The following is a 17702-nucleotide window of genomic DNA, read 5'->3' as shown; positions in this document are numbered from 1 at the left end:
TTTCTCATATCCGAGCAAGCGGGACTTCCGCTTGCTCTTCTTAAATAGATCATGAAAAAACTCTTCCTCGCATCTACCCTCGCCGCAGCTTTCATTGCCCCTGCTTTTGCGGGTGGCTTGAGCGTGACCGGCGGCATCGCGACATCAAGCATCCGAGCCGGTGGCGTTTCAGCCTCGGTTCCGCAGGCTGCTCTGGGTGTTTCCGATCAAGCTGGCCCGGTCGCCTTCGGCGGCAATCTGGCCGACGGCCACGGCGAAGGTGTCTATGCCCGACAGTTCTCCGTGTTTGCGGGCATGCCAGTGACTGTCAGCAAGTCTGCTGCCGTGACCCCGTATGCCGAAATCGGCTACGACAAGATCAACGCCTACACCGCCAAGCACGTTGCTGTTGGCGTCAAGGCTGCGGTCGATGCAGACCCGGTTGAACTGTTCGGCGGCGCGAAGGTTGGACGCTCGTTCGGGGTGTCCGGCGTGCCCGGCGCTGAAAACGGCACTTACCTGGGCGCAAACGCGGGCGTGGGCTTTGCGGCTGGCTCTGGCATGGTGCAGGTCGGCTACGACTACACCCGCTTGCCCGTGTCCGCTGGCCTGAACATCGACGTCAGCCGCTTCAGCGTCGGCTACGCGATGACGTTCTAAACCCCGCACTTTGTCGCGCAGCACAAGCCCGGCCACAGGGATGCGCGCCGGGCTTTTTTGTTGCCGGTCTCGCGCATATCAAGGTATCCAACCAACCCCAAGGGGCAAAGAAATGAGCACACACCAACCCGACCTGTACCACATCCCCCGCGCGCAGAAGGACATCACCCGCTTCGTGTGGACGGCCCTGGGCCTGTTCACCATGATCGTGCTGGTCTCGATGTGGGCCGCCACGGAATACGCCGCCTGGGCATTGCAGTGGAGTCCGATGCTGGGCAAACCCATGATCGCGCCCGCCGTGTATTTCCCGTTCGACATCCTGGTGTGGACGTGGAAATACAACTCGCTCGACTACGGCCTGGCGGTCATGAAAGTCTTTGAGCACGCGCACCTCATCATGGGTGTGGGCGGGCTTCTGTCGCTGCTGATGCCGGTGGCCCTGGCATTCCGGCGCACGCGCAAGGCTGCAGGCGAGAAGAACGATCTGCACGGTTCGGCGCACTGGGCCGAACCCGAAGAGGTCGAGGCCACCGGACTGCTGCCCGATGAAAAGAATGCAGGCGGGGTGTTTTTTGGCGATTACGACGACCAGTACCTGCGCCATGCTGGGCCTGAACACATCCTGGCGTTCGCGCCAACGCGCTCCGGCAAGGGCGTGGGCATCATCCTGCCCACGCTGCTGTCCTGGAAGCATTCGGTGCTGGTCAACGACATCAAGGGCGAATGCTGGCACTTCACATCCGGCTGGCGCAGCAAGGCGTTGGGTCAGCGCTGCATCAAGTTCGACCCGGCCAGCCCGGATTCGGCCCGCTTCAATCCGCTCATGGAAATCCGCATGGACGGCAATCTGATCAAGGACGTACAGAACATCGCCACCATGATTGTCGACCCTGACGGCAAGGGCCTGAACGACCACTGGGCCAAAACCGGCTTCGACCTGATGACCGGGATCGTGCTGTTCGTGCTGTTGTATGACCCGATCAAGGACAAGTCGCTCTCCACCGTGCAGGCCATTTTGTCCGACGGCGGCCCGATCCGTGAATTGGCCGAGCAACTGGCCGACGCTGCTGCAGATCAGGACAGCGGAGGCAAGCGCATGGAGGGGTCTGCCGCCGTGATGACCGCGATCCGCGACACGGCGCATGCCATGCTCAACGACGGCCTGGCCGATGAGTTCTCGGCGCATGGCTGGCGGGCCGCGGCGCAGGCCGCGCAGTCGTTCCTCAACAAGGCGGGCAACGAGGCGTCGGGCGTGCAGTCCACCGCGCTGTCGTTTCTCTCGCTGTACCGCGACCCAATTGTGGCTGAGAACACGCGGGTTTCGGACTTCACGCTGGAATCCCTGATGCAGCAAGCCACCAGCCTGTACCTTGTGGTGTCGCCGTCGGACAAGGACCGCCTCAAGCCCCTTTTGCGCCTGATCCTGAACCAGACGGTGCGGCGGCTCACCGAAAGCATGGACTTTGATGAGGGCGGCGGCAAGTCGCGCTACCCGCACCGGCTGCTGCTGGCCATCGACGAGTTTCCGTCGCTGGGCAAGCTGGACGTGTTCCAGGAAGCGCTGGCGTTCATCGCGGGCTATGGCATGAAGGCATTGCTCATCGTTCAAGATTTGAGCCAGCTTTATGCGGCCTACACCAAGGACGAATCCATCATCAGCAACTGCCACATCCGCATCGCCTACGCGCCCAACAAGATTGAGACGGCGGAGCTGCTGAGCAAGATGGCGGGCACGGCCACGGTGGAGCATACGCAGCGGCAGTATTCGGGCAACCGCCTGGCTGTGGTGCTGCAGAACGTCAACACGAATGAGCAGATCGTGTCTCGCCCGCTACTGACAGCAGACGAATGCATGCGCCTGCCGCCCGAGGATGAACTGGTGTTCGTGGCCGGTCATGCGCCGATCTATGCAAAAAAGATCATCTATTACAAAGACCCCGAATTCGCCGCCCGCTGCGCCGTGCCGCCGCCAAAAGAGACAGGCAGGGGCAAGGATTGAGTTCTTGCCGCTTCGGTCAGCCCGGCCAGCCGCAAGGTTCGCCGGGCTTTTTCTATTCGTGCCGCCCCCGTGCATATCCCTATGCGTGGGGCGCCCGCTCCACGCTGACCGCGCGGGTCACACCGCGTCCATCTCTTGGAGATATGCATCATGATGAAAGAAAACGGCAAGCTTGAAAAACCCATCCTCATCGCCGGGGCCGGGCGGAACAAGCAGACTGGCGAGGAAGCTGACAGGGCGTCTGAAAAGGCGATCCAGTCGGCGATTGACGCCGCCCGCGGCAAGATCGAAAAAAACCTGATCTCCCCATCCGCCATCTGGCTGGCTGCGGACAAGGCGGAAGAACGGCTTGAAGCGCTCAAAATCCCCGCGGCTGACCGCCCCGGTGCTGTGGTTTACATCAAGCCTGAAGGGCCGACAGCAAAAGCCTATAAGTACCCGCAAAACACCCTGGAAGCTCAGATTGAGCGCAAGCGTGACGGCTGGGTGATGACCCACGTCGCCCGCACGATCGTCTGGCCACGGCAACCGGAAAAAGAGCATTTGCTTTTGACTCAAAAGCAGTACGACATCGCCAAGGCGCGCGCAGAGCGGCCTGAGAAGCTTGTACTCCACGTCCAGGAACCCAAGCAACCCAAACCGCAGCCGCAGCGCGCCCCTGATCAGGGTGTTGGCATCGGCGGGTAAGCCGACAGCCGCTTGAATCAGGCCCGGCCAGCCGCAAGGTTCGCCGGGCCATCTTTCGCGAGGACAGCATGAAGGGGTCGTCTCAGAAAACGGAAAATAAAGCACGCTAAGCGTGCGTGGAGGCTGGCACCCAGCGGTACAGCGTCGGAATGGACACGCCGAGGTTCTTGGCCACGTCCTTGGGCGGCACCCCGCTGGCCAGCAGCTTCTTGGCCGACTCGATCTTGCTGTCGGTCATCTTCGGCTTGCGGCCGCCTTTGCGGCCGAGCTGCTTGGCGACTTCCAGCCCGGCGCGGGTGCGCTCGACGGTCAGCTCGCGCTCCATTTCGGCAAGGCTCGCCATGACGTGGAAGAAGAACCGCCCGGATGGTGTGCCGGTGTCGATGGAGTCGGTGAGGCTCCTGAACTGGACACCGTGCTTGTGCAGCTCGCCGACCAGATCGACCAGTTGCTTGACCGACCGGCCCAGCCGGTCGAGCTTCCAGACGACCAAAGTATCGCCTTCGCGCAGCATTTCGAGCGTCTTGGCCAAGCCAGGCCGGTCTGCCCGCGTGCCACTCACCTTGTCCTCGAAGACCTTTTTACATCCGGCCTTGCTCAAGGCTTCGCGTTGCAGCTCCAGGTTCTGATCCTGCGTCGAGACGCGCGCATAGCCAATCAACATGGCTTGTCTCGCGCCCGGTCGATGCGTTCCTGCATCGCCTGCATCACTTCTTCGTGGGTGTACGATCTGGCGTTGGCGTCGGTGGCTTGCCGCAGGGCTTCCTCAACCTCGCGCGTCATCCGCTCGTAATCCTCCGGCCACAGCGCTTGCTCCATGCGCAGCGACGCCTGACCCAGCAGGTGCAGCAGGCTGAACAGCCGCATGTCGTTGGTGGCGACGATGCGCTCCCGAATCTGCTCCTGAATAGCTTCGCTAGCCCGATGCGCTTGTGGTGTGGCAGTCCCCTCGTAGTCAGCGGGGAATTCCGCTTCCTCGGCAATCCTTGCCCAGGCGCTGGCCAGCGCCTCGATGGTTGACGTGCTCATTTCCGCCGCTCCTGTGCTCTTTGGCGAATCAACCGGCCAAGGGGCCTCGACGCGAAAACCAGCAGCATCACGCCTATCGGATACCAGGTCGAGAAGACCACCAAGGCATCGAAGGCTGGCCGTCCGGTGTTGGTAGGCAGTACGGCGGTCACAGCCATCAACCCGCCGACCGTCCAGATGATGCGCCACACGTAGGGCATCACGCGGGGCACGTAGCCGTCATCGAAAGCGGTCTGGTAGTAGCGGCGCAGGCCGCGCTCGGCAAGCGCCTGGCGCTGCCGCTCCGACAGCGCATCCGTCCGGCCATACCAGCGCCGGAATGGTGGACAGCGCAGCAGCAAAGGGGTGAAGAGGATCATCACCGCCACGATCGCGACACCCCACGCCATGACGGCGCCGGCATCGGGCCGCTTGGCGTTCTCGATCACGGGCGCGAAGACGCCCGGAGCACCGATCATCCAGAACAGCGCAATGTGCTGATGGAAGGAGAGCTTCATTTGCTCATCCACTTGCGCAGCAGGCGCTTTTTCAGGGAGGCGCGTTCTTGCGGGTTGCGTCCCTTGTGATTGGCGATGCGATCCGCCGTGGCGGCCTGGCGCTTGACGGGCCAGTAGGAGCGGCCATCCTTGCCCATCGACCAGACGCTGCTGGCCTGGTTTTCCAGCAGGGGCAGATGGGCGCTCAGGGCTTCGGGCGACGCGCTGGTCAGCGCCGTGCGCTCACGGGTGCGCCAGCGCTGATGCCAGAGCTTCTTGTCCTCGCGCTCGCTGCCGCAGGTCGTGTGCCCGACGATGGGTGTTTTGCGGCGGCTGCGGCTCATAACGTAGTGGTCTCCAAGAACATTCAGGACTGATCCCAGGCGTCGATGGTCAAGACCTGATCGGCAGGACAGGCGGCTACGCGGTCGGGAACTGGATGGTGTTCAGTCTCATGCCGACCCCATTCGATTGATCGCGTCGCTTGCGGCACGCTGCGACGCAAGGAGGTTTGCGACCTGGTTTAGCAGCCGTGTCCGCTGCATGTCTGTTACCTATCTCCCCGACCGCTCATTGGACCAACTCCAGAGATTGGGCTCTATCGCTCAGCCAATACGAAACCGGCATTGGCTGATGCCACAACCGAGACGAACACAAATGGCTCGGTACCTGTATTTCGCGCCCCGTGCACTTGGCCCGGTCTTGCCACGGCTATCTCACCTTCCCTGAGGGCACGAACAATCCCATTGCCCTGAAAGTAATCAGCCATTCCCGACAAAACAGTCCACGTGTCTTGGCCGTGAGGATGAATGTGAGCCGCAATTTCCTGCCCGGGATGGACATGCCAAACCACGATAATTGAGTCTCGGGTTTCAAGCACAACGGAACGAATAGGCTCGCCTTCGGACGGCTGAACATACTCGGCTACAGAAAATATTCTCGATTCAACAGTCATCGGAGATCCCTCTTTCACAGTGCCCCCAGACAGGCTGGATATGAATTCTAACTCGAATTTGAACGGGAGGCTGGTCGTGCGGTCGTGCAGTTGCCGATGAGCGTGTCGGCTGCTGCCTCCTTGCCCACCAGCGAACTCACGTCCGTTGCGGCCATCCAGAAGGTCTTGCCCGAGCGCGGCTCATAGGTCGCGGGATCGAACACGCCAGAGGGGCCGAACATCGGCGGCTTGATTGGTCATGGCTCCATGCCTTTGTCGTTACGGTCTTCATCGTCGGCATCCTGACGCACGGCGGGCAATTGCTGGAGCAACGCCGGCAGCCATTCCTGTACCGTCTCCCACACCACATCGAGGTTGATGTCGAAATAGCCGTGAGCCATGCGATTACGCATATTGCGCATGCTGCGCCACGGCACGTCGGCATGCGCCTGGGTGAACTCGACGTAGCCATCCATCACCTTTGTGGCCGCCTCGCCGATGACGATCAGGCTCATGATGACGGCCTGCTGGGTGCGCTTGTCGGCCAAGAAGTCGTCCTTGGCCATCCCTTCCACGAAGCTGCGCGCATCGGTTGCGGCCTGCTGAATGTGGTCGAGGTAATCGGGCAGGCGGTTCTCGCTCATATCGGTTGCGCCTCCGCGAGCACCTTGGCCCGGAACTTCGGCGGCAGGTCGCCGGGAGTCAGCAGATCGACGTCAACGCCGAGCAGCGATTTCAGTTCTTCTTCCAAATCGCCCAAGTCCAACAACGTGGCACCGGGCAGCGCATCGACCAACAGGTCGAGGTCGCTGCCATCCCGGTCGGTGCCATGCAGCACCGAGCCGAAGACGCGCGGGTTCGCGGCGCGAAAGCGGCCTACCGCTTCACGCACTGCGCTTCGCTTCATGTCAAGCACAACAGACGGTCGCATGGGCATCCTTTCTTATCGAAACTCGTTGAGATGATATGCAATCAAGAATAGAATTTCAAGAACTATTTTCGAGAATCGCAATGCCTTGATTCCCGTGCCGCGCCNAATGTTCTCCTTCTCGAAACTCACCAACATCCTAAGCAATCGAGAAAGAACAATCAAGACAGGATTTCGAGAACGAAAATCCCGCCCAAGTCCTTGATGGATGTGTCATTTTCAGAAGACGACAGCACGGAATATCAGAAGTCAGCCGCACGACCTTCTCCGATGCCAATTAGGCAGGCCGCTCACGAGCCCAAAATCGCAGGCCAATGTCGGCGTGCGAGACACTTCATGCTATGCGTTGCATCCCGGATGATCGCAATCTGATAAACCTTGCAAGATGCCACATGCCTCTATTCGTCGAGCGCCCGAGCATTTTTCACGCAGCGAGAGCAAGTGCCGCTTCAATTGCAACAGCGCTTCCACGCGCTCTTCGGTCTGACGAATATGGACATCCAGTAGTGCATTGACGTCGCCGCAGTCCTGAGCAGGGTTATCTCGTAGGCCCAGCAGTATCCTGATTTCGCTCAGCGTCATGTCAAGCGAACGGCAATGACGAATGAACTGCAAACGCTCGATGTGCACATCGCTGTACAACCGAAAGTTGCCACCACTTCGCGCTGGCTTCGGCAGCAGCCCTTCCTTTTCGTAGTAGCGGATGGTCACGACCTCGCACCCAGAGCGCTTGGCGAGGTCGCCAATTCTGATTTCCATGCCTCAATCTCCATTTTTCACTTGACTCTATAGCGACTATAGAGTTTTTAATGGAGGCTGAATAGACGATTTGAAGGAGTTATCCATGAGCGAATGCGCTTCAAAGGGGTGTGGCTGCTCGACTGGGCCAATCATCCAACCCACGGCACAAGCCCCGCTGGCAACCGGATCGGCTCAAGCGGTGTACCGCATCGAGAACATGGATTGCCCCACGGAAGAGGCGCTGATCCGAGGCAAGCTGGCTGGGCTGGCGGGTGTGGTTGGTCTTGAGTTCAACCTGATGCAGCGTACCTTGGCCGTGCGGCACGAATTGCCTTCGCTGTCTCCCGTTGAGCAGGCACTGAAGGCCATCGGCATGCAAGCTGTGCGCATGGATGAGGCGTCGGCCGGGCAGACGACCAAGCTGTCCATTGCCAAGATGGATTGCCCGACCGAAGAGGCGTTGATCCGCAACAAGCTCGGCACCGTGGCCGGGGTTGCCAATCTCGATTTCAACCTGATGCAGCGCACGTTGTCGGTACGCCATGCTGACGGGGTTCTGCCGGATGTGCTTGTGGCACTACAAGCACTCGGATTCGAGGCGCAGGTCGAGGACAAGGCCGTGGCCGCGTCGCCATCCGCGTCCCCTGTGACAACGCCGACCAACTGGTGGCCGCTCGGCATTTCCCTCATCGCTGCATCGGCGGCCGAAGCGGTCTACTGGTTCCACGACGGCAATCATTGGTCAGTCGTCATTCTGGCGCTTGTCGCGGTCTTGACGGGGGGGCTGTCCACCTACAAGAAGGGCTGGATCGCGCTCAAGAACCGTAACCTCAACATGAACGCCCTGATGTCGATTGCCGTCACGGGTGCTATGTTCATCGGCCACTGGCCCGAAGCTGCGATGGTAATGGTGCTCTTCGCGCTGGCCGAGGTGATCGAGGCCAAGTCATTGGATCGCGCCCGTAACGCCATCCGTGGACTGCTCGACCTGACCCCGGAGCAGGCCACGGTGCAGCAGCCTGACGGCACTTGGCGAGAGGTAAGTGCCAAGCAAATCGCCATTGGCAGCCGAGTCCGGGTCAAACCGGGTGAGCGCATCGCGCTCGATGGCGAGGTGCTAGACGGACGCTCCACGGTCAACCAAGCCCCGATCACGGGCGAAAGCCTCCCGGTCGAGAAGTCCCCCGGCGATCCGGTGTTTGCGGGCACGATCAACGAATCTGGTTCCTTCGAGTACCGCGTCTCTGCCTTGGCCAGCAACTCCACTTTGGCCCGCATCATTCACGCAGTAGAGGCTGCACAAGGTAGCCGTGCACCGACCCAGCGTTTTGTCGATCAGTTCGCCCGTTGGTACACGCCTCTCGTGTTCGCCCTAGCCATTGCCGTCGCACTGCTACCCCCGCTTCTCATGGGCGCGGCATGGATGGACTGGATTTACCGTGCACTGGTTCTGCTGGTGGTTGCCTGCCCATGCGCCCTGGTGATTTCCACGCCGGTCAGCATCGTCAGCGGCTTGGCCGCCGCTGCCCGCCACGGCATTCTTGTCAAGGGCGGTGTCTATCTGGAAGAAGGCCGCAAGCTGCGCTGGCTGGCTCTGGACAAGACCGGCACGGTCACTCACGGCAAGCCCGCACAAACCGATTTTGTCGCATGGGGCAACGCACTCGCCTCCGATAGCCGCTGTATCGCTGCCAGTTTGGCGGCCCGCTCCGATCATCCTGTATCCAAGGCGGTGGCACAGGCTGCGCAGCGGGATGGAGTTGCCTTGCTCGACGTGGCCGAGTTCAGCGCGCTGCCCGGTCGGGGTGTGCAAGGCCAAATCGACGGGGAGACCTACTATCTGGGCAACCACCGAATGCTTGAAGAGCTGGGGCAGTGCACACCAGAGCTGGAGCAGCGCATCGCGGCGCTGGAAACCGTAGGCAAGACCGTCGTGATGTTGGTAGGCGCAAAAGGGGTACATGCCTTATTCGCCGTTGCGGACACCATCAAGGACAGCAGCAGGAGAGCCATCGCCGAGCTGCATGCTCTGGGCATCAACACCGTGATGCTGACCGGCGATAACCCCCACACGGCCCAGGCCATTGCCGCACAAGCTGGCATTGACCGTGCGCAAGGCAACCAACTGCCTGACGACAAACTGCGCGAAGTGGAGCAATTGTCCAGAAATGGCAAGGTTGGCATGGTCGGTGATGGCATCAACGACGCACCGGCCTTGGCGCGTGCGGACATTGGCTTTGCAATGGGAGCGGCAGGCACAGATACCGCCATTGAAACCGCCGACGTGGCCCTGATGGACGATGACCTGCGCAAGATTCCGACCTTCGTGCGTCTGTCGCGTGCGACAGCACAGGTGCTGATGCAAAACATTGTGCTGGCCCTTGGCATCAAGGCGGTATTTCTGGTGCTCACTTTCACGGGTCACGCGACCATGTGGATGGCTGTGTTCGCCGATATGGGTGCCAGCTTGCTTGTTGTCGGCAACGGCTTGAGGCTGTTGCGTCGATGAGCTGGAAACTCTTTCTCTATGACTGGGGTGGCCTGAACATCGCGTTGTTTCAAGTCATTAACACAGGCACGCCCGCCACGCTGGAACCACTGGCATGGTTCTTTAGCCTCGTGGGAAGTTACTGGACAGCGCCGCTGATGCTGTTGGGTCTGTGGTGGTGGTCGAAATCGGCTACTAACGCGGCGCGTGGCACGGCCGTTCGGCATCGCCTTATTGGTTTTAGCGCGGCCTTCTTGCTGGCGTTATTGGTCGCCACCGTCTTGAAGCTATGGTTCGACTTTCCACGCCCGCCTGCCGTCCTTGGCGAGCTGGTGCGCGTCATCGGGGACAAAGAGCTTCACTACAGCCTGCCCAGCGGGCATGCCACCTATGCCGCGCTGGTGGTCGGTGCACTCTGGCCGTTGATGGGCCGCCATGGTCGCGTCGGCTTGGTGCTATATGCCACGTTGGTCGGCTGGTCGCGCATCGCTGCGGGAATGCACTTCCCGGCGGATGTGTTGGCGGGGTGGGCGCTGGGATGGAGCTGCACGGCACTCGCCCGGTGGCTGCTTCCGCTGGCCGCCTCTGTATGGCAATCGGCTCGTCGCACGTCGGCCTGGATCTGGTTCACCGTGGCCGCCACTATTGTCATGACAGATCAGCTTACCAAGTTCGCCATCATTCGCACGTTTGCCTACGGTGAGCAAGTCGAAATCACTCCGTTTTTCAACCTCGTTCACGTCCTGAATCCGGGTGCGGCGTTCAGCTTTTTGGCGAACGCTGGCGGCTGGCAACGTTACTTTTTCATCACGTTGGGTCTGGTTGTTTCTGCTTGGCTGGGTCGCATGCTGTGCCAGCAACGGCCACGTCTCGAAGCGATGGGCTACAGCCTGATCCTTGGTGGTGCGCTCGGCAATGTGGCGGATCGCATGTTGCGTGGACAGGTGGTTGATTTCCTCGACTTCCATTGGCGGCTCGCGCACTGGCCCGCCTTCAACCTCGCTGACGTGGCGATCACGTCGGGCGCTGCTTTGCTCATCATGCAGATGCAGACCCGGGAAAAGAGGATGGACACAGGATCAATTGCGAATTATAATCATTCTCAATGATTTAACCAGAGAATTCCCATGCCCTGCCGATTACCCTATCGCTGGCTGATGGCTTTGCTGTTGGCGATTTGCTCGTTAATCGGCGGGCCAAGCTACGCAGCCAACACCACCGAACTCAAAGCCAAACAGATTTGGCAACTTCTGGACTACGTCGCCGTCGATTACGGCGGCGCGGTAGCCAACGGTGTGGTCCTGAAATCGTCGGAGTACGCTGAAATGCAGGAATTTTCAGCGACAGCCGAACGTCAACTGGGAGAATTACCTGACCAGACCGACAAGGGTCGCTTGTTGCAACAAGCGACCGCTTTGCGTGCTGCGGTAGCTGCCAAAGCCGATCCGGCCAGCGTAGCAAAACTGGCGCACGCGCTGTCCAGTGCGGTGCAAAAGGCGTACCCGTTTCCAGTCGCACCGACTGCCATGCCGGTCTTAGCGAAGGGAGGGCAGTTGTTTCAGGCCCAGTGTGCGGCCTGTCACGGTCAGCAAGGGCGCGGTGATGGCCCCCTAGCGGCATCCCTCAACCCCAAGCCGACCGCGCTGGCCGATCACATGCGGGCGCGCGAGCGCAGCTTATTCGCGCTACACCAAATTATCAGCAACGGTGTCCAGGGCACCGCTATGCAGGGCTTTGGCGCGTTGTCGGATGAAGACCGATGGGCATTGGCGTTCTTTGTTGGCACGCTACCTTATACGCAAAGCGACAAGGACGAAGGAGCCAAGCTCTGGCAAGCCAACGCGCAGGTTCGCCAGACGCTCGTCAGTCTGGATGTGCTGACGCAAACATCTGAGCATGTCTTGGCGGACAGGCTGGATGAGCCTTCCGCCAGAGCCCTGACGGCCTATTTGCGCGCCAATCCGAGCGCGCTGAATATCAGCAGTCCGAAGGGCACCGCGATTGCCAAAGCCAAACTCAGTGAGAGCGTGACGGCATTGCTGGCTGACGACCGTGCAGGTGCGACCAAGCTAGCCTTGTCTGCTTACCTCGATGGCTTCGAGCCGGTCGAACCGGCGTTGGCCACTCGCAATCGGCCGCTGTTCGAGAAGATCGAAGCCGCGATGGTGTCCTACCGGGCATTGATAGCCAATGGTTCGCCTGCCGATGTGCAGACAGCGGAGCTGCATTTGCGCGGCTTGCTGGATGAAGCGGACAAGGTGCTTGCTCCCTCCGACGACGATGCCGTGGCGGCCTTCATCGGTGCGTTAACCATCTTGCTACGTGAAGGATTGGAAGCCCTGCTGGTGGTCGTTGCCATGCTGGCGTTTCTCAAGAAAGCCGAACGGAAAGACGTATTGATCTACGTGCATGCAGGCTGGGCATCCGCGCTGGCCGCAGGCGGCATTACATGGGCAGTGGCAACTTACTTGGTCGGCGTCAGTGGGGCAAGCCGGGAGCTAACGGAAGGCTTTTCGTCACTCTTTGCCGCCGTGGTCTTGCTGGGTGTGGGCATGTGGATGCACCAGAAGAGCGTTGCCGGTCGTTGGCAGGTCTACCTCAAGGAAAAGCTGTCGTCGGCGCTGAACAAGCGCACGGCATGGTTCTTGTTTTCGCTGGCCTTCGTCGCCGTCTACCGTGAGGTGTTCGAGACGGTGCTGTTCTACGCAGCGCTCTGGACAGAAGGAAATGGCTGGCCCCTGCTGGCGGGCTTGGGCACTGGCATGGGAATCCTGGCCCTGCTGGCAGTCATACTGCTGCGCACCAGTGCGCGCCTGCCGATTGGCCAGTTCTTCGCTGCCAGCTCACTGCTGGTGGCCATACTTGCCGTGGTCTTGGCAGGCAAGGGCATCGCAGGTCTGCAAGAAGCAGGGTTATTGCATACCAGCCCAATATCGATCCCACGCATTGATCTGCTGGGCATCTATCCGTCGTGGCAAACACTCTCAGCGCAATTCGCTGTGTTATTCATCGTTGTGGTGGCCTTTACAATCAATTTGCGGTCATCGCGTCAAATGGCAGTACAAAAAAGCTGATTTGACGGCGTGAATAGGTGAATTGATGCCGCGATGAGCGCCTTCATCCTCGAATCCGTGCTGACCATGTAGAGGCCAGTTTTTCTTTTACACCTTGGACAGCAGTCGTATTCCATCCGCGCGCAATTCCCCTTTGGGAGAAATATGCCGGTACAAGGTCTGTCGCGTGATACCGAGCTCTTGGCACAGGTCGCCGACATTGGTTTCAGTCTGCCCCATTGCCGCCATCGCCAGGCGCAGCTTGGCGGCCGTCATTTTGAAAGGCCGACCGCCTTTCCTGCCGCGCGCCCGCGCCGAGGCCAAGCCCGCTACTGTGCGCTCTGCGATCAGCTCGCGCTCGAATTCGGCCAGTGCGGCGAAGATGCCGAAAACCAGCTTGCCAGCAGCGGTCGTCGTGTCGATGGCGGCTCCGTGGCCGGTCAGAACCTTGAGGCCAACGCCGCGCCCGGTCAGATCGTGCACGGTATTGATCAGATGGCGCAGGTCGCGCCCGAGCCGGTCGAGCTTCCATACGACCAAGGTATCCCCTGAACGCAACGCCTTCAAACAGCTCGCCAAGCCGGGACGATCCTCGCGCTTGCCGGATGCCTGGTCTTCGTAAAGATGCGCCGGATCGATGGCGGCAGCGATCAGCGCGTCGCGCTGCAAGTCAGTGGCCTGGGAGCCATCCGCCTTCGATACCCGCATGTAGCCGATCAGCATGTCATACCTGTCACATATACGTTCGATTATGTGACAGTGTGCGCCGGAAAGCTCAGGCCGTCAAAAGTTGTCACTTAACCCGTCATTCTGTCTAAGACATGCAAAGGGTCCATCAGGCTCGTAATGTGACAGAAATTCCGGCGGGATGCCTTCCTTCACGAAGGTGGCTCGCAACCGTTCCAGGGAAGCTGGGTCGCGCCGACCATAGGAAGCCAACGCGAACAGCGAGCGTGCCGTCTCGGGGTTGTGCCGCGCTTCAATGATGGCTTCATCGATGGCCTGGACTGCACGTTGCCAGTGATTGACGGGTTCGGGCTTCGGCGCTTTCGCCGGCAGGCCACTGGTGAACTCGGTTTGGGGCTCGGACCAGAATAGCTTTGCATGCTCGCCAGGCGGGCTTATATCCCTCACCTCGATCAAGCTGATTGCCGTTGCCGCAGCCTCCAGCATCTGCAACCCTACTGCTAGGTTCAGGGTTTCATACGGTCGCCACAGACTTTGCCCAGCACGCAGCGGATACCCACAGCGTTCCCAGATCAGGCGGAGATACCCCGCGTAGGTTCCGCACGCCGAAAGCGGGGTGTTCAGCTCATCAAGCAGCGTGCGTAGCAGCCGAAACCACAATCCGGCGTGGATGCGTCGGCGCGGCAGCTCAACATGGCCGGTCGTCAGTGCCTGCCAGGTACGCCGGTCCATCGTCGCAATCGCGTCGCTGGCCGTGCGTGGGTCGGCGTCGGCGTTTTCCCAGCCGAGAAACCGCCCAGGCACGCCCCAATACGATTCCAGCCAGCACCCATGCAGCGGGCAGCTCAGCATCAGGGGCAGCTTCCACGCAAGCAATACGGCTTGGTTTGCCGGATTGTTCAGGCAGAGTGGACAGGCGCGATGTAATGGCTGGCTGGGCAGCCAGGCGCGCCAGCTCGTGATAGATCGCGTCCTACGGCGGAGTTTCGGCAGCAACACCGAGAGCTGGAACGTATAGGTTTCTAAAGCGTCAGGAATCTGATCATCAAGGCTGTCCAGTAACCAAGGCACCCAGCCGGCGAAACTCATGCAACGCAGCCGATCCAGCTCGATGCCGCTCCGCCGGGAGAGCATTGTCAGCAGCGACTGTGGTGGCGCGGTATCCATGTCATCAGCCTGGCCGTGACCAAGATCGTGCTCCAGCAGCTCGGACACTTCCATGTGATAGCAAAGGGCCACGCGGTTGAGCCACGAAGACAAGGCTTCGCCTTCTCTGGGAGCCGGATGCAGCGGCCAGCGCGGCGCTGGCTTCACATCAGTTCCCGCTCGAACTGTCGTCGCCGCTCGCTTGGGCCGGTGTAGTCGGCCATGCTGAGCGTGCGGTGGTTGATTGCTTCCTCACCGCTTTCCACGGCAGCGACAGCCGCCGCCATCAACAGGTGCGCCAGTTCGCCGATGGTGCCCTCGCAGCGTGTGAGCAGGTAGCGAGCCATGTCTAGCGTGGCAATCGACGAGGGGCGGCGCAGCGGGAGCGAAGCCGTGAAGCTGGCCAGCAGCGAGCAGCAATCATCGTTGGCCTCCCACACCGGCAGCATCATCGGCTCGAACCGATTTTCCAATTGGTCATCCGAGCGGATGGCCAGGTAGGCGTCGCGCGTGCCGACTCCGACCAGGGGGATGCGTAGCTCGTTGCCGAGGAAGCGCAGTAGATTGAGGAATTCCCGGCGGTTGACGCTGTTACCGGCCAAGACGTTGTGTAGTTCGTCGATCACCAACATACGCACACCGACCTTACGTAACAAGGCCAATGCCAATTGCTCCATTTCCGGCAACCGTGGGCGTGGGCGCAAGGGCGCGCCCATCGCAGCGAGCAGCGCGACGTAGAAGCGGATCACCGACGGCTCGGATGGCATCTGCACGACCAGCACCGGGATGTGCTCCTGGTCGGCGTCGGCACTGGCCGGATGCGTGCGCCGGAATTTCTCGACGATCATCGACTTGCCGTTGTTGGTCGGGCCAACCAGCAGCAGGTTGGGCATGCGTTGTTTGTTCGGCCACGCATACAAGGTTTCCAGCCGGTTCAGAGCCTCGACCGCACGGGGATAGCCGATCCAGCGGTCGGCGCGAAGGCGTTGGATGCGCTCGTCCGCCGGCAGCCGGGCCAATCCCTGCGCCGCCTGTAAGAGGTGCGACAGGTCGATGATGGGATATTCGTCCACGGCTACCACTCCTCAATCTGGTCGAAAGGTTTTGCCGGAGGCTGCTTGTCTGCCTGCGGGTCGGAAACATCAGTTTCCGGCGGCGTCGGCTTGTTCGGCGGAACCGACGCCTTGAGATGCTGGCGTCGATCCGTGTCGCGCCGCGCCTTGCGCGTGGCCTTCTGCGCGGCAGTCACGATCTCGCGCATCTGGCCGATCATGCGGAACAGCGCCGATTCATCCACTTGCTCGCGCCCTTGCTGACGCAATTTCGCCAGAGCTTGTCGTTGTTCCCACAGCGTGACCGCCGGGTGCGACAAGGTGCGGTAGGGGATTTCCAGGTAGTGCTGCCCTTCCGGTTCCAACACCCAGATACGGCTGATGTCGCGCGGGTCGCGCCGGATCAGGAACGCAGGCAGGCGGTCGCGCCGAGCTATCCACGGCTTGAGCGCATCGGCGTAGTAGTGGATGTGGTCGATGACGAAGCCGGTGCGGGTCAGCGTACGACGGAGGATGGGCAGGAAATCAACCAGGAACGCCGTGGCGCGGGTGACGACGGCCGGCACGCCGACACGCGCCACGGCCTCGGCCCACCGCGCCGCCGGTGGTTGAAGCAGGCCGTTGTGCACCGAACCGTGGTAGGTGCCTACCGCCAATGTGAGCCAGCGCTCCAGCTCGCGCAGCGTCAGGGCAGCCTTGTTTTCGGAATCGTAGTCGCCGCGCTGGTCCGGGTTGGAGAAGGTTGTTCCCGGTAGATCGTCGTGGATCATCTGCATCGCCGTGCCGATGATCCGTTCCACGATGCCGCCATAGTGCGGCTGTCCCAGCGGACGATAGTCCAGCCGGATGCCATGCTGCTCGCAACCCCGGCGCAGGGCCTCGCTCTTGAACTCGGCCGCGTTGTCCAGGTAGAGCAGCAAGGGCTTGCCGCTCATCGGCCAATCCATTTCCACCTTCAGCCCTTCCAGCCAAGGACGCTTGTCGCAGGCGACATGCACGAGGCACAGGCCAACCGAAACGGCAGACGGTGCTTCCAGCGTGACGACCATGCCGAGCACGCAGCGGGTGAACACGTCGATGGCGAGGGTCAGGTACGGGCGGCCAATCGGTTGCCGGTCGCGCTCATCGACCACGATCAGGTCGATGACCGTATGGTCGATCTGTACCTGCTCCAGCGGCGCGGTCACGGCAGGAGGCTCGCCGCCAACACCTTGTAGGTCACGAGCGGCATCCTGGCCTTCCCGCCGGCGAATGACCTTGCGCGGGTCAAGGCTAGCGATCCGTAAGGCCACGGTATTGCGCGCCGGCACTCGCAGTTTTTGAGCCTTGCACACCTGAGTGACTTCGCGGTGAAAGGCCGCCAGGCTGCGCTTCTGCTTGGTCAGGAACCGCCTTTGCAGTAGCTCGCGGATGATGCGCTCGACCGGTTCCGGCAAGCGCCCCTTGCCTTTCCCGCCACCGGACTGGCCGGGCACCAGATCCGTCACGAGGCCGCTGCCTTGCCGGGCACGCCGGATCAGAACGTACACCTGCCGCCGAGATAAGCCCAGCGCCTGAGCCGCCGTATCGGCCGCTTCGTGCCCGACCGTCTCCGACTGCGCCAACGGGCCGATGATCTCCGCACGACGGCGCGCACGCTCCCAAGCCTCATCAGGCAGAGTGGCCACGCCTTGCTCGGGAATCCGTGGGGTGTCGGTCGCCATGCTCACCTCGCTTTGGTGCACACGAGTATTGAGCATAGTCGAGATTGGTGCAGATCACTTCTGATATTGGACTGTCAGGAGCTGGCCGCACAACAGCCGCCACACCTAATTAACTGGTGCATTCGTCTTCTGAAAATGAC

Annotated in this window: 19 protein-coding genes; 6 read left to right on the top strand and 13 right to left on the bottom strand. The window is 61.0% G+C overall.

What is annotated here, in order from left to right:
* The first annotated feature begins 51 nt into the window (after window positions 1-51).
* The 3 genes from BIO17B3_RS00095 (at window position 52) to BIO17B3_RS00085 (ending at window position 3325) form a co-directional block, all read left to right on the top strand.
* Window positions 52-639 (top strand): hypothetical protein, encoded by a 588-nt coding sequence (locus BIO17B3_RS00095; RefSeq protein WP_064971532.1) that lies wholly within the window; start codon window positions 52-54, stop codon window positions 637-639.
* 112 nt (window positions 640-751) lie between these two features.
* A complete protein-coding gene (locus BIO17B3_RS00090) occupies window positions 752-2638 on the top strand; it encodes a type IV secretory system conjugative DNA transfer family protein (RefSeq protein ID WP_084440237.1) in 1887 nt (628 codons plus the stop codon).
* A 150-nt stretch (window positions 2639-2788) separates the two neighbouring features.
* Window positions 2789-3325: a hypothetical protein gene (locus BIO17B3_RS00085; RefSeq protein ID WP_064971531.1), complete on the top strand. Its 537-nt coding sequence runs from the start codon at window positions 2789-2791 to the stop codon at window positions 3323-3325.
* A 106-nt stretch (window positions 3326-3431) separates the two neighbouring features.
* Here the strand turns inward: BIO17B3_RS00085 and BIO17B3_RS00080 are convergent, their stop codons facing one another.
* The 9 genes from BIO17B3_RS00080 to cadR form a co-directional block, all read right to left on the bottom strand.
* The gene (locus tag BIO17B3_RS00080; protein ID WP_004118524.1) at window positions 3432-3989 is read right to left on the bottom strand and encodes a recombinase family protein; all 558 of its coding nucleotides are present in this window, start codon (window positions 3987-3989) and stop codon (window positions 3432-3434) included.
* Complete coding sequence (locus BIO17B3_RS00075; RefSeq protein WP_003100853.1) at window positions 3983-4354, bottom strand: hypothetical protein; 372 nt, start codon at window positions 4352-4354, stop codon at window positions 3983-3985. Before BIO17B3_RS00075 ends, BIO17B3_RS00080 begins: the two co-directional genes overlap by 7 nt.
* The gene (locus BIO17B3_RS00070; protein ID WP_003100856.1) at window positions 4351-4851 is read right to left on the bottom strand and encodes a hypothetical protein; all 501 of its coding nucleotides are present in this window, start codon (window positions 4849-4851) and stop codon (window positions 4351-4353) included. Before BIO17B3_RS00070 ends, BIO17B3_RS00075 begins: the two co-directional genes overlap by 4 nt.
* Window positions 4848-5174 carry a hypothetical protein gene (locus tag BIO17B3_RS00065; RefSeq protein WP_003100858.1) on the bottom strand — a complete coding sequence of 109 codons (327 nt, stop codon included), beginning with the start codon at window positions 5172-5174 and terminating at the stop codon, window positions 4848-4850. Before BIO17B3_RS00065 ends, BIO17B3_RS00070 begins: the two co-directional genes overlap by 4 nt.
* Window positions 5175-5428: 254 nt before the next feature.
* A complete protein-coding gene (locus BIO17B3_RS00060; RefSeq protein ID WP_003465043.1) occupies window positions 5429-5785 on the bottom strand; it encodes a cupin domain-containing protein in 357 nt (118 codons plus the stop codon).
* A gap of 47 nt (window positions 5786-5832) precedes the next feature.
* Window positions 5833-6006 carry a hypothetical protein gene (locus BIO17B3_RS00055; protein ID WP_003154411.1) on the bottom strand — a complete coding sequence of 58 codons (174 nt, stop codon included), beginning with the start codon at window positions 6004-6006 and terminating at the stop codon, window positions 5833-5835.
* Window positions 6007-6021: 15 nt separating this feature from the next.
* Window positions 6022-6408, bottom strand: a complete 387-nt coding sequence (locus BIO17B3_RS00050; RefSeq protein WP_003100872.1) for a DUF86 domain-containing protein — start codon at window positions 6406-6408, stop codon at window positions 6022-6024.
* On the bottom strand, window positions 6405-6695 hold the full coding sequence (locus tag BIO17B3_RS00045) for a nucleotidyltransferase family protein (protein ID WP_001247892.1): 291 nt from the start codon (window positions 6693-6695) through the stop codon (window positions 6405-6407). The genes BIO17B3_RS00050 and BIO17B3_RS00045 overlap by 4 nt, the downstream gene beginning before the upstream one ends.
* Window positions 6696-7031: 336 nt before the next feature.
* Entirely contained in the window at window positions 7032-7451 is a 420-nt protein-coding gene (gene cadR, locus BIO17B3_RS00040) for a Cd(II)/Pb(II)-responsive transcriptional regulator (protein ID WP_013124607.1), read from the bottom strand.
* An 85-nt stretch (window positions 7452-7536) separates the two neighbouring features.
* On the opposite strand from cadR, the gene BIO17B3_RS00035 reads away from it, so the two are divergent.
* Genes BIO17B3_RS00035 through BIO17B3_RS00025 form a run of 3 tightly spaced genes read left to right on the top strand, consistent with a single transcriptional unit; the run spans window position 7537 to window position 12995 of the window.
* Complete coding sequence (locus BIO17B3_RS00035; protein ID WP_062791214.1) at window positions 7537-9942, top strand: heavy metal translocating P-type ATPase; 2406 nt, start codon at window positions 7537-7539, stop codon at window positions 9940-9942.
* Window positions 9939-11030 carry a signal peptidase II gene (lspA, locus tag BIO17B3_RS00030; protein WP_013124605.1) on the top strand — a complete coding sequence of 364 codons (1092 nt, stop codon included), beginning with the start codon at window positions 9939-9941 and terminating at the stop codon, window positions 11028-11030. The genes BIO17B3_RS00035 and lspA overlap by 4 nt, the downstream gene beginning before the upstream one ends.
* Before the next feature lie 48 nt (window positions 11031-11078).
* Window positions 11079-12995 (top strand): cytochrome c/FTR1 family iron permease, encoded by a 1917-nt coding sequence (locus BIO17B3_RS00025; RefSeq protein WP_049774732.1) that lies wholly within the window; start codon window positions 11079-11081, stop codon window positions 12993-12995.
* An 87-nt stretch (window positions 12996-13082) separates the two neighbouring features.
* Here the strand turns inward: BIO17B3_RS00025 and BIO17B3_RS00020 are convergent, their stop codons facing one another.
* Genes BIO17B3_RS00020 through BIO17B3_RS00005 form a run of 4 tightly spaced genes read right to left on the bottom strand, consistent with a single transcriptional unit; the run spans window position 13083 to window position 17562 of the window.
* Window positions 13083-13697 carry a recombinase family protein gene (locus tag BIO17B3_RS00020; protein ID WP_013124603.1) on the bottom strand — a complete coding sequence of 205 codons (615 nt, stop codon included), beginning with the start codon at window positions 13695-13697 and terminating at the stop codon, window positions 13083-13085.
* Window positions 13698-13757: 60 nt separating this feature from the next.
* Window positions 13758-14975, bottom strand: coding sequence for a TniQ family protein (locus BIO17B3_RS00015; RefSeq protein ID WP_041109345.1), 1218 nt, complete (start codon window positions 14973-14975; stop codon window positions 13758-13760).
* Window positions 14972-15880 (bottom strand): TniB family NTP-binding protein, encoded by a 909-nt coding sequence (locus BIO17B3_RS00010; RefSeq protein ID WP_013124601.1) that lies wholly within the window; start codon window positions 15878-15880, stop codon window positions 14972-14974. Before BIO17B3_RS00010 ends, BIO17B3_RS00015 begins: the two co-directional genes overlap by 4 nt.
* A gap of 2 nt (window positions 15881-15882) precedes the next feature.
* The gene (locus BIO17B3_RS00005; RefSeq protein WP_013124600.1) at window positions 15883-17562 is read right to left on the bottom strand and encodes a DDE-type integrase/transposase/recombinase; all 1680 of its coding nucleotides are present in this window, start codon (window positions 17560-17562) and stop codon (window positions 15883-15885) included.
* Window positions 17563-17702: the final 140 nt, after the last annotated feature.

The sequence above is a fragment of the Thiomonas sp. OC7 genome (genome assembly GCF_900634595.1).
Taxonomy (GTDB): Bacteria; Pseudomonadota; Gammaproteobacteria; order Burkholderiales; family Burkholderiaceae_C; genus Thiomonas; species Thiomonas arsenitoxydans.
The sequence above is the reverse complement of the archived record's forward strand: the minus strand, read 5'-3'. Positions and strand labels throughout refer to the sequence as shown.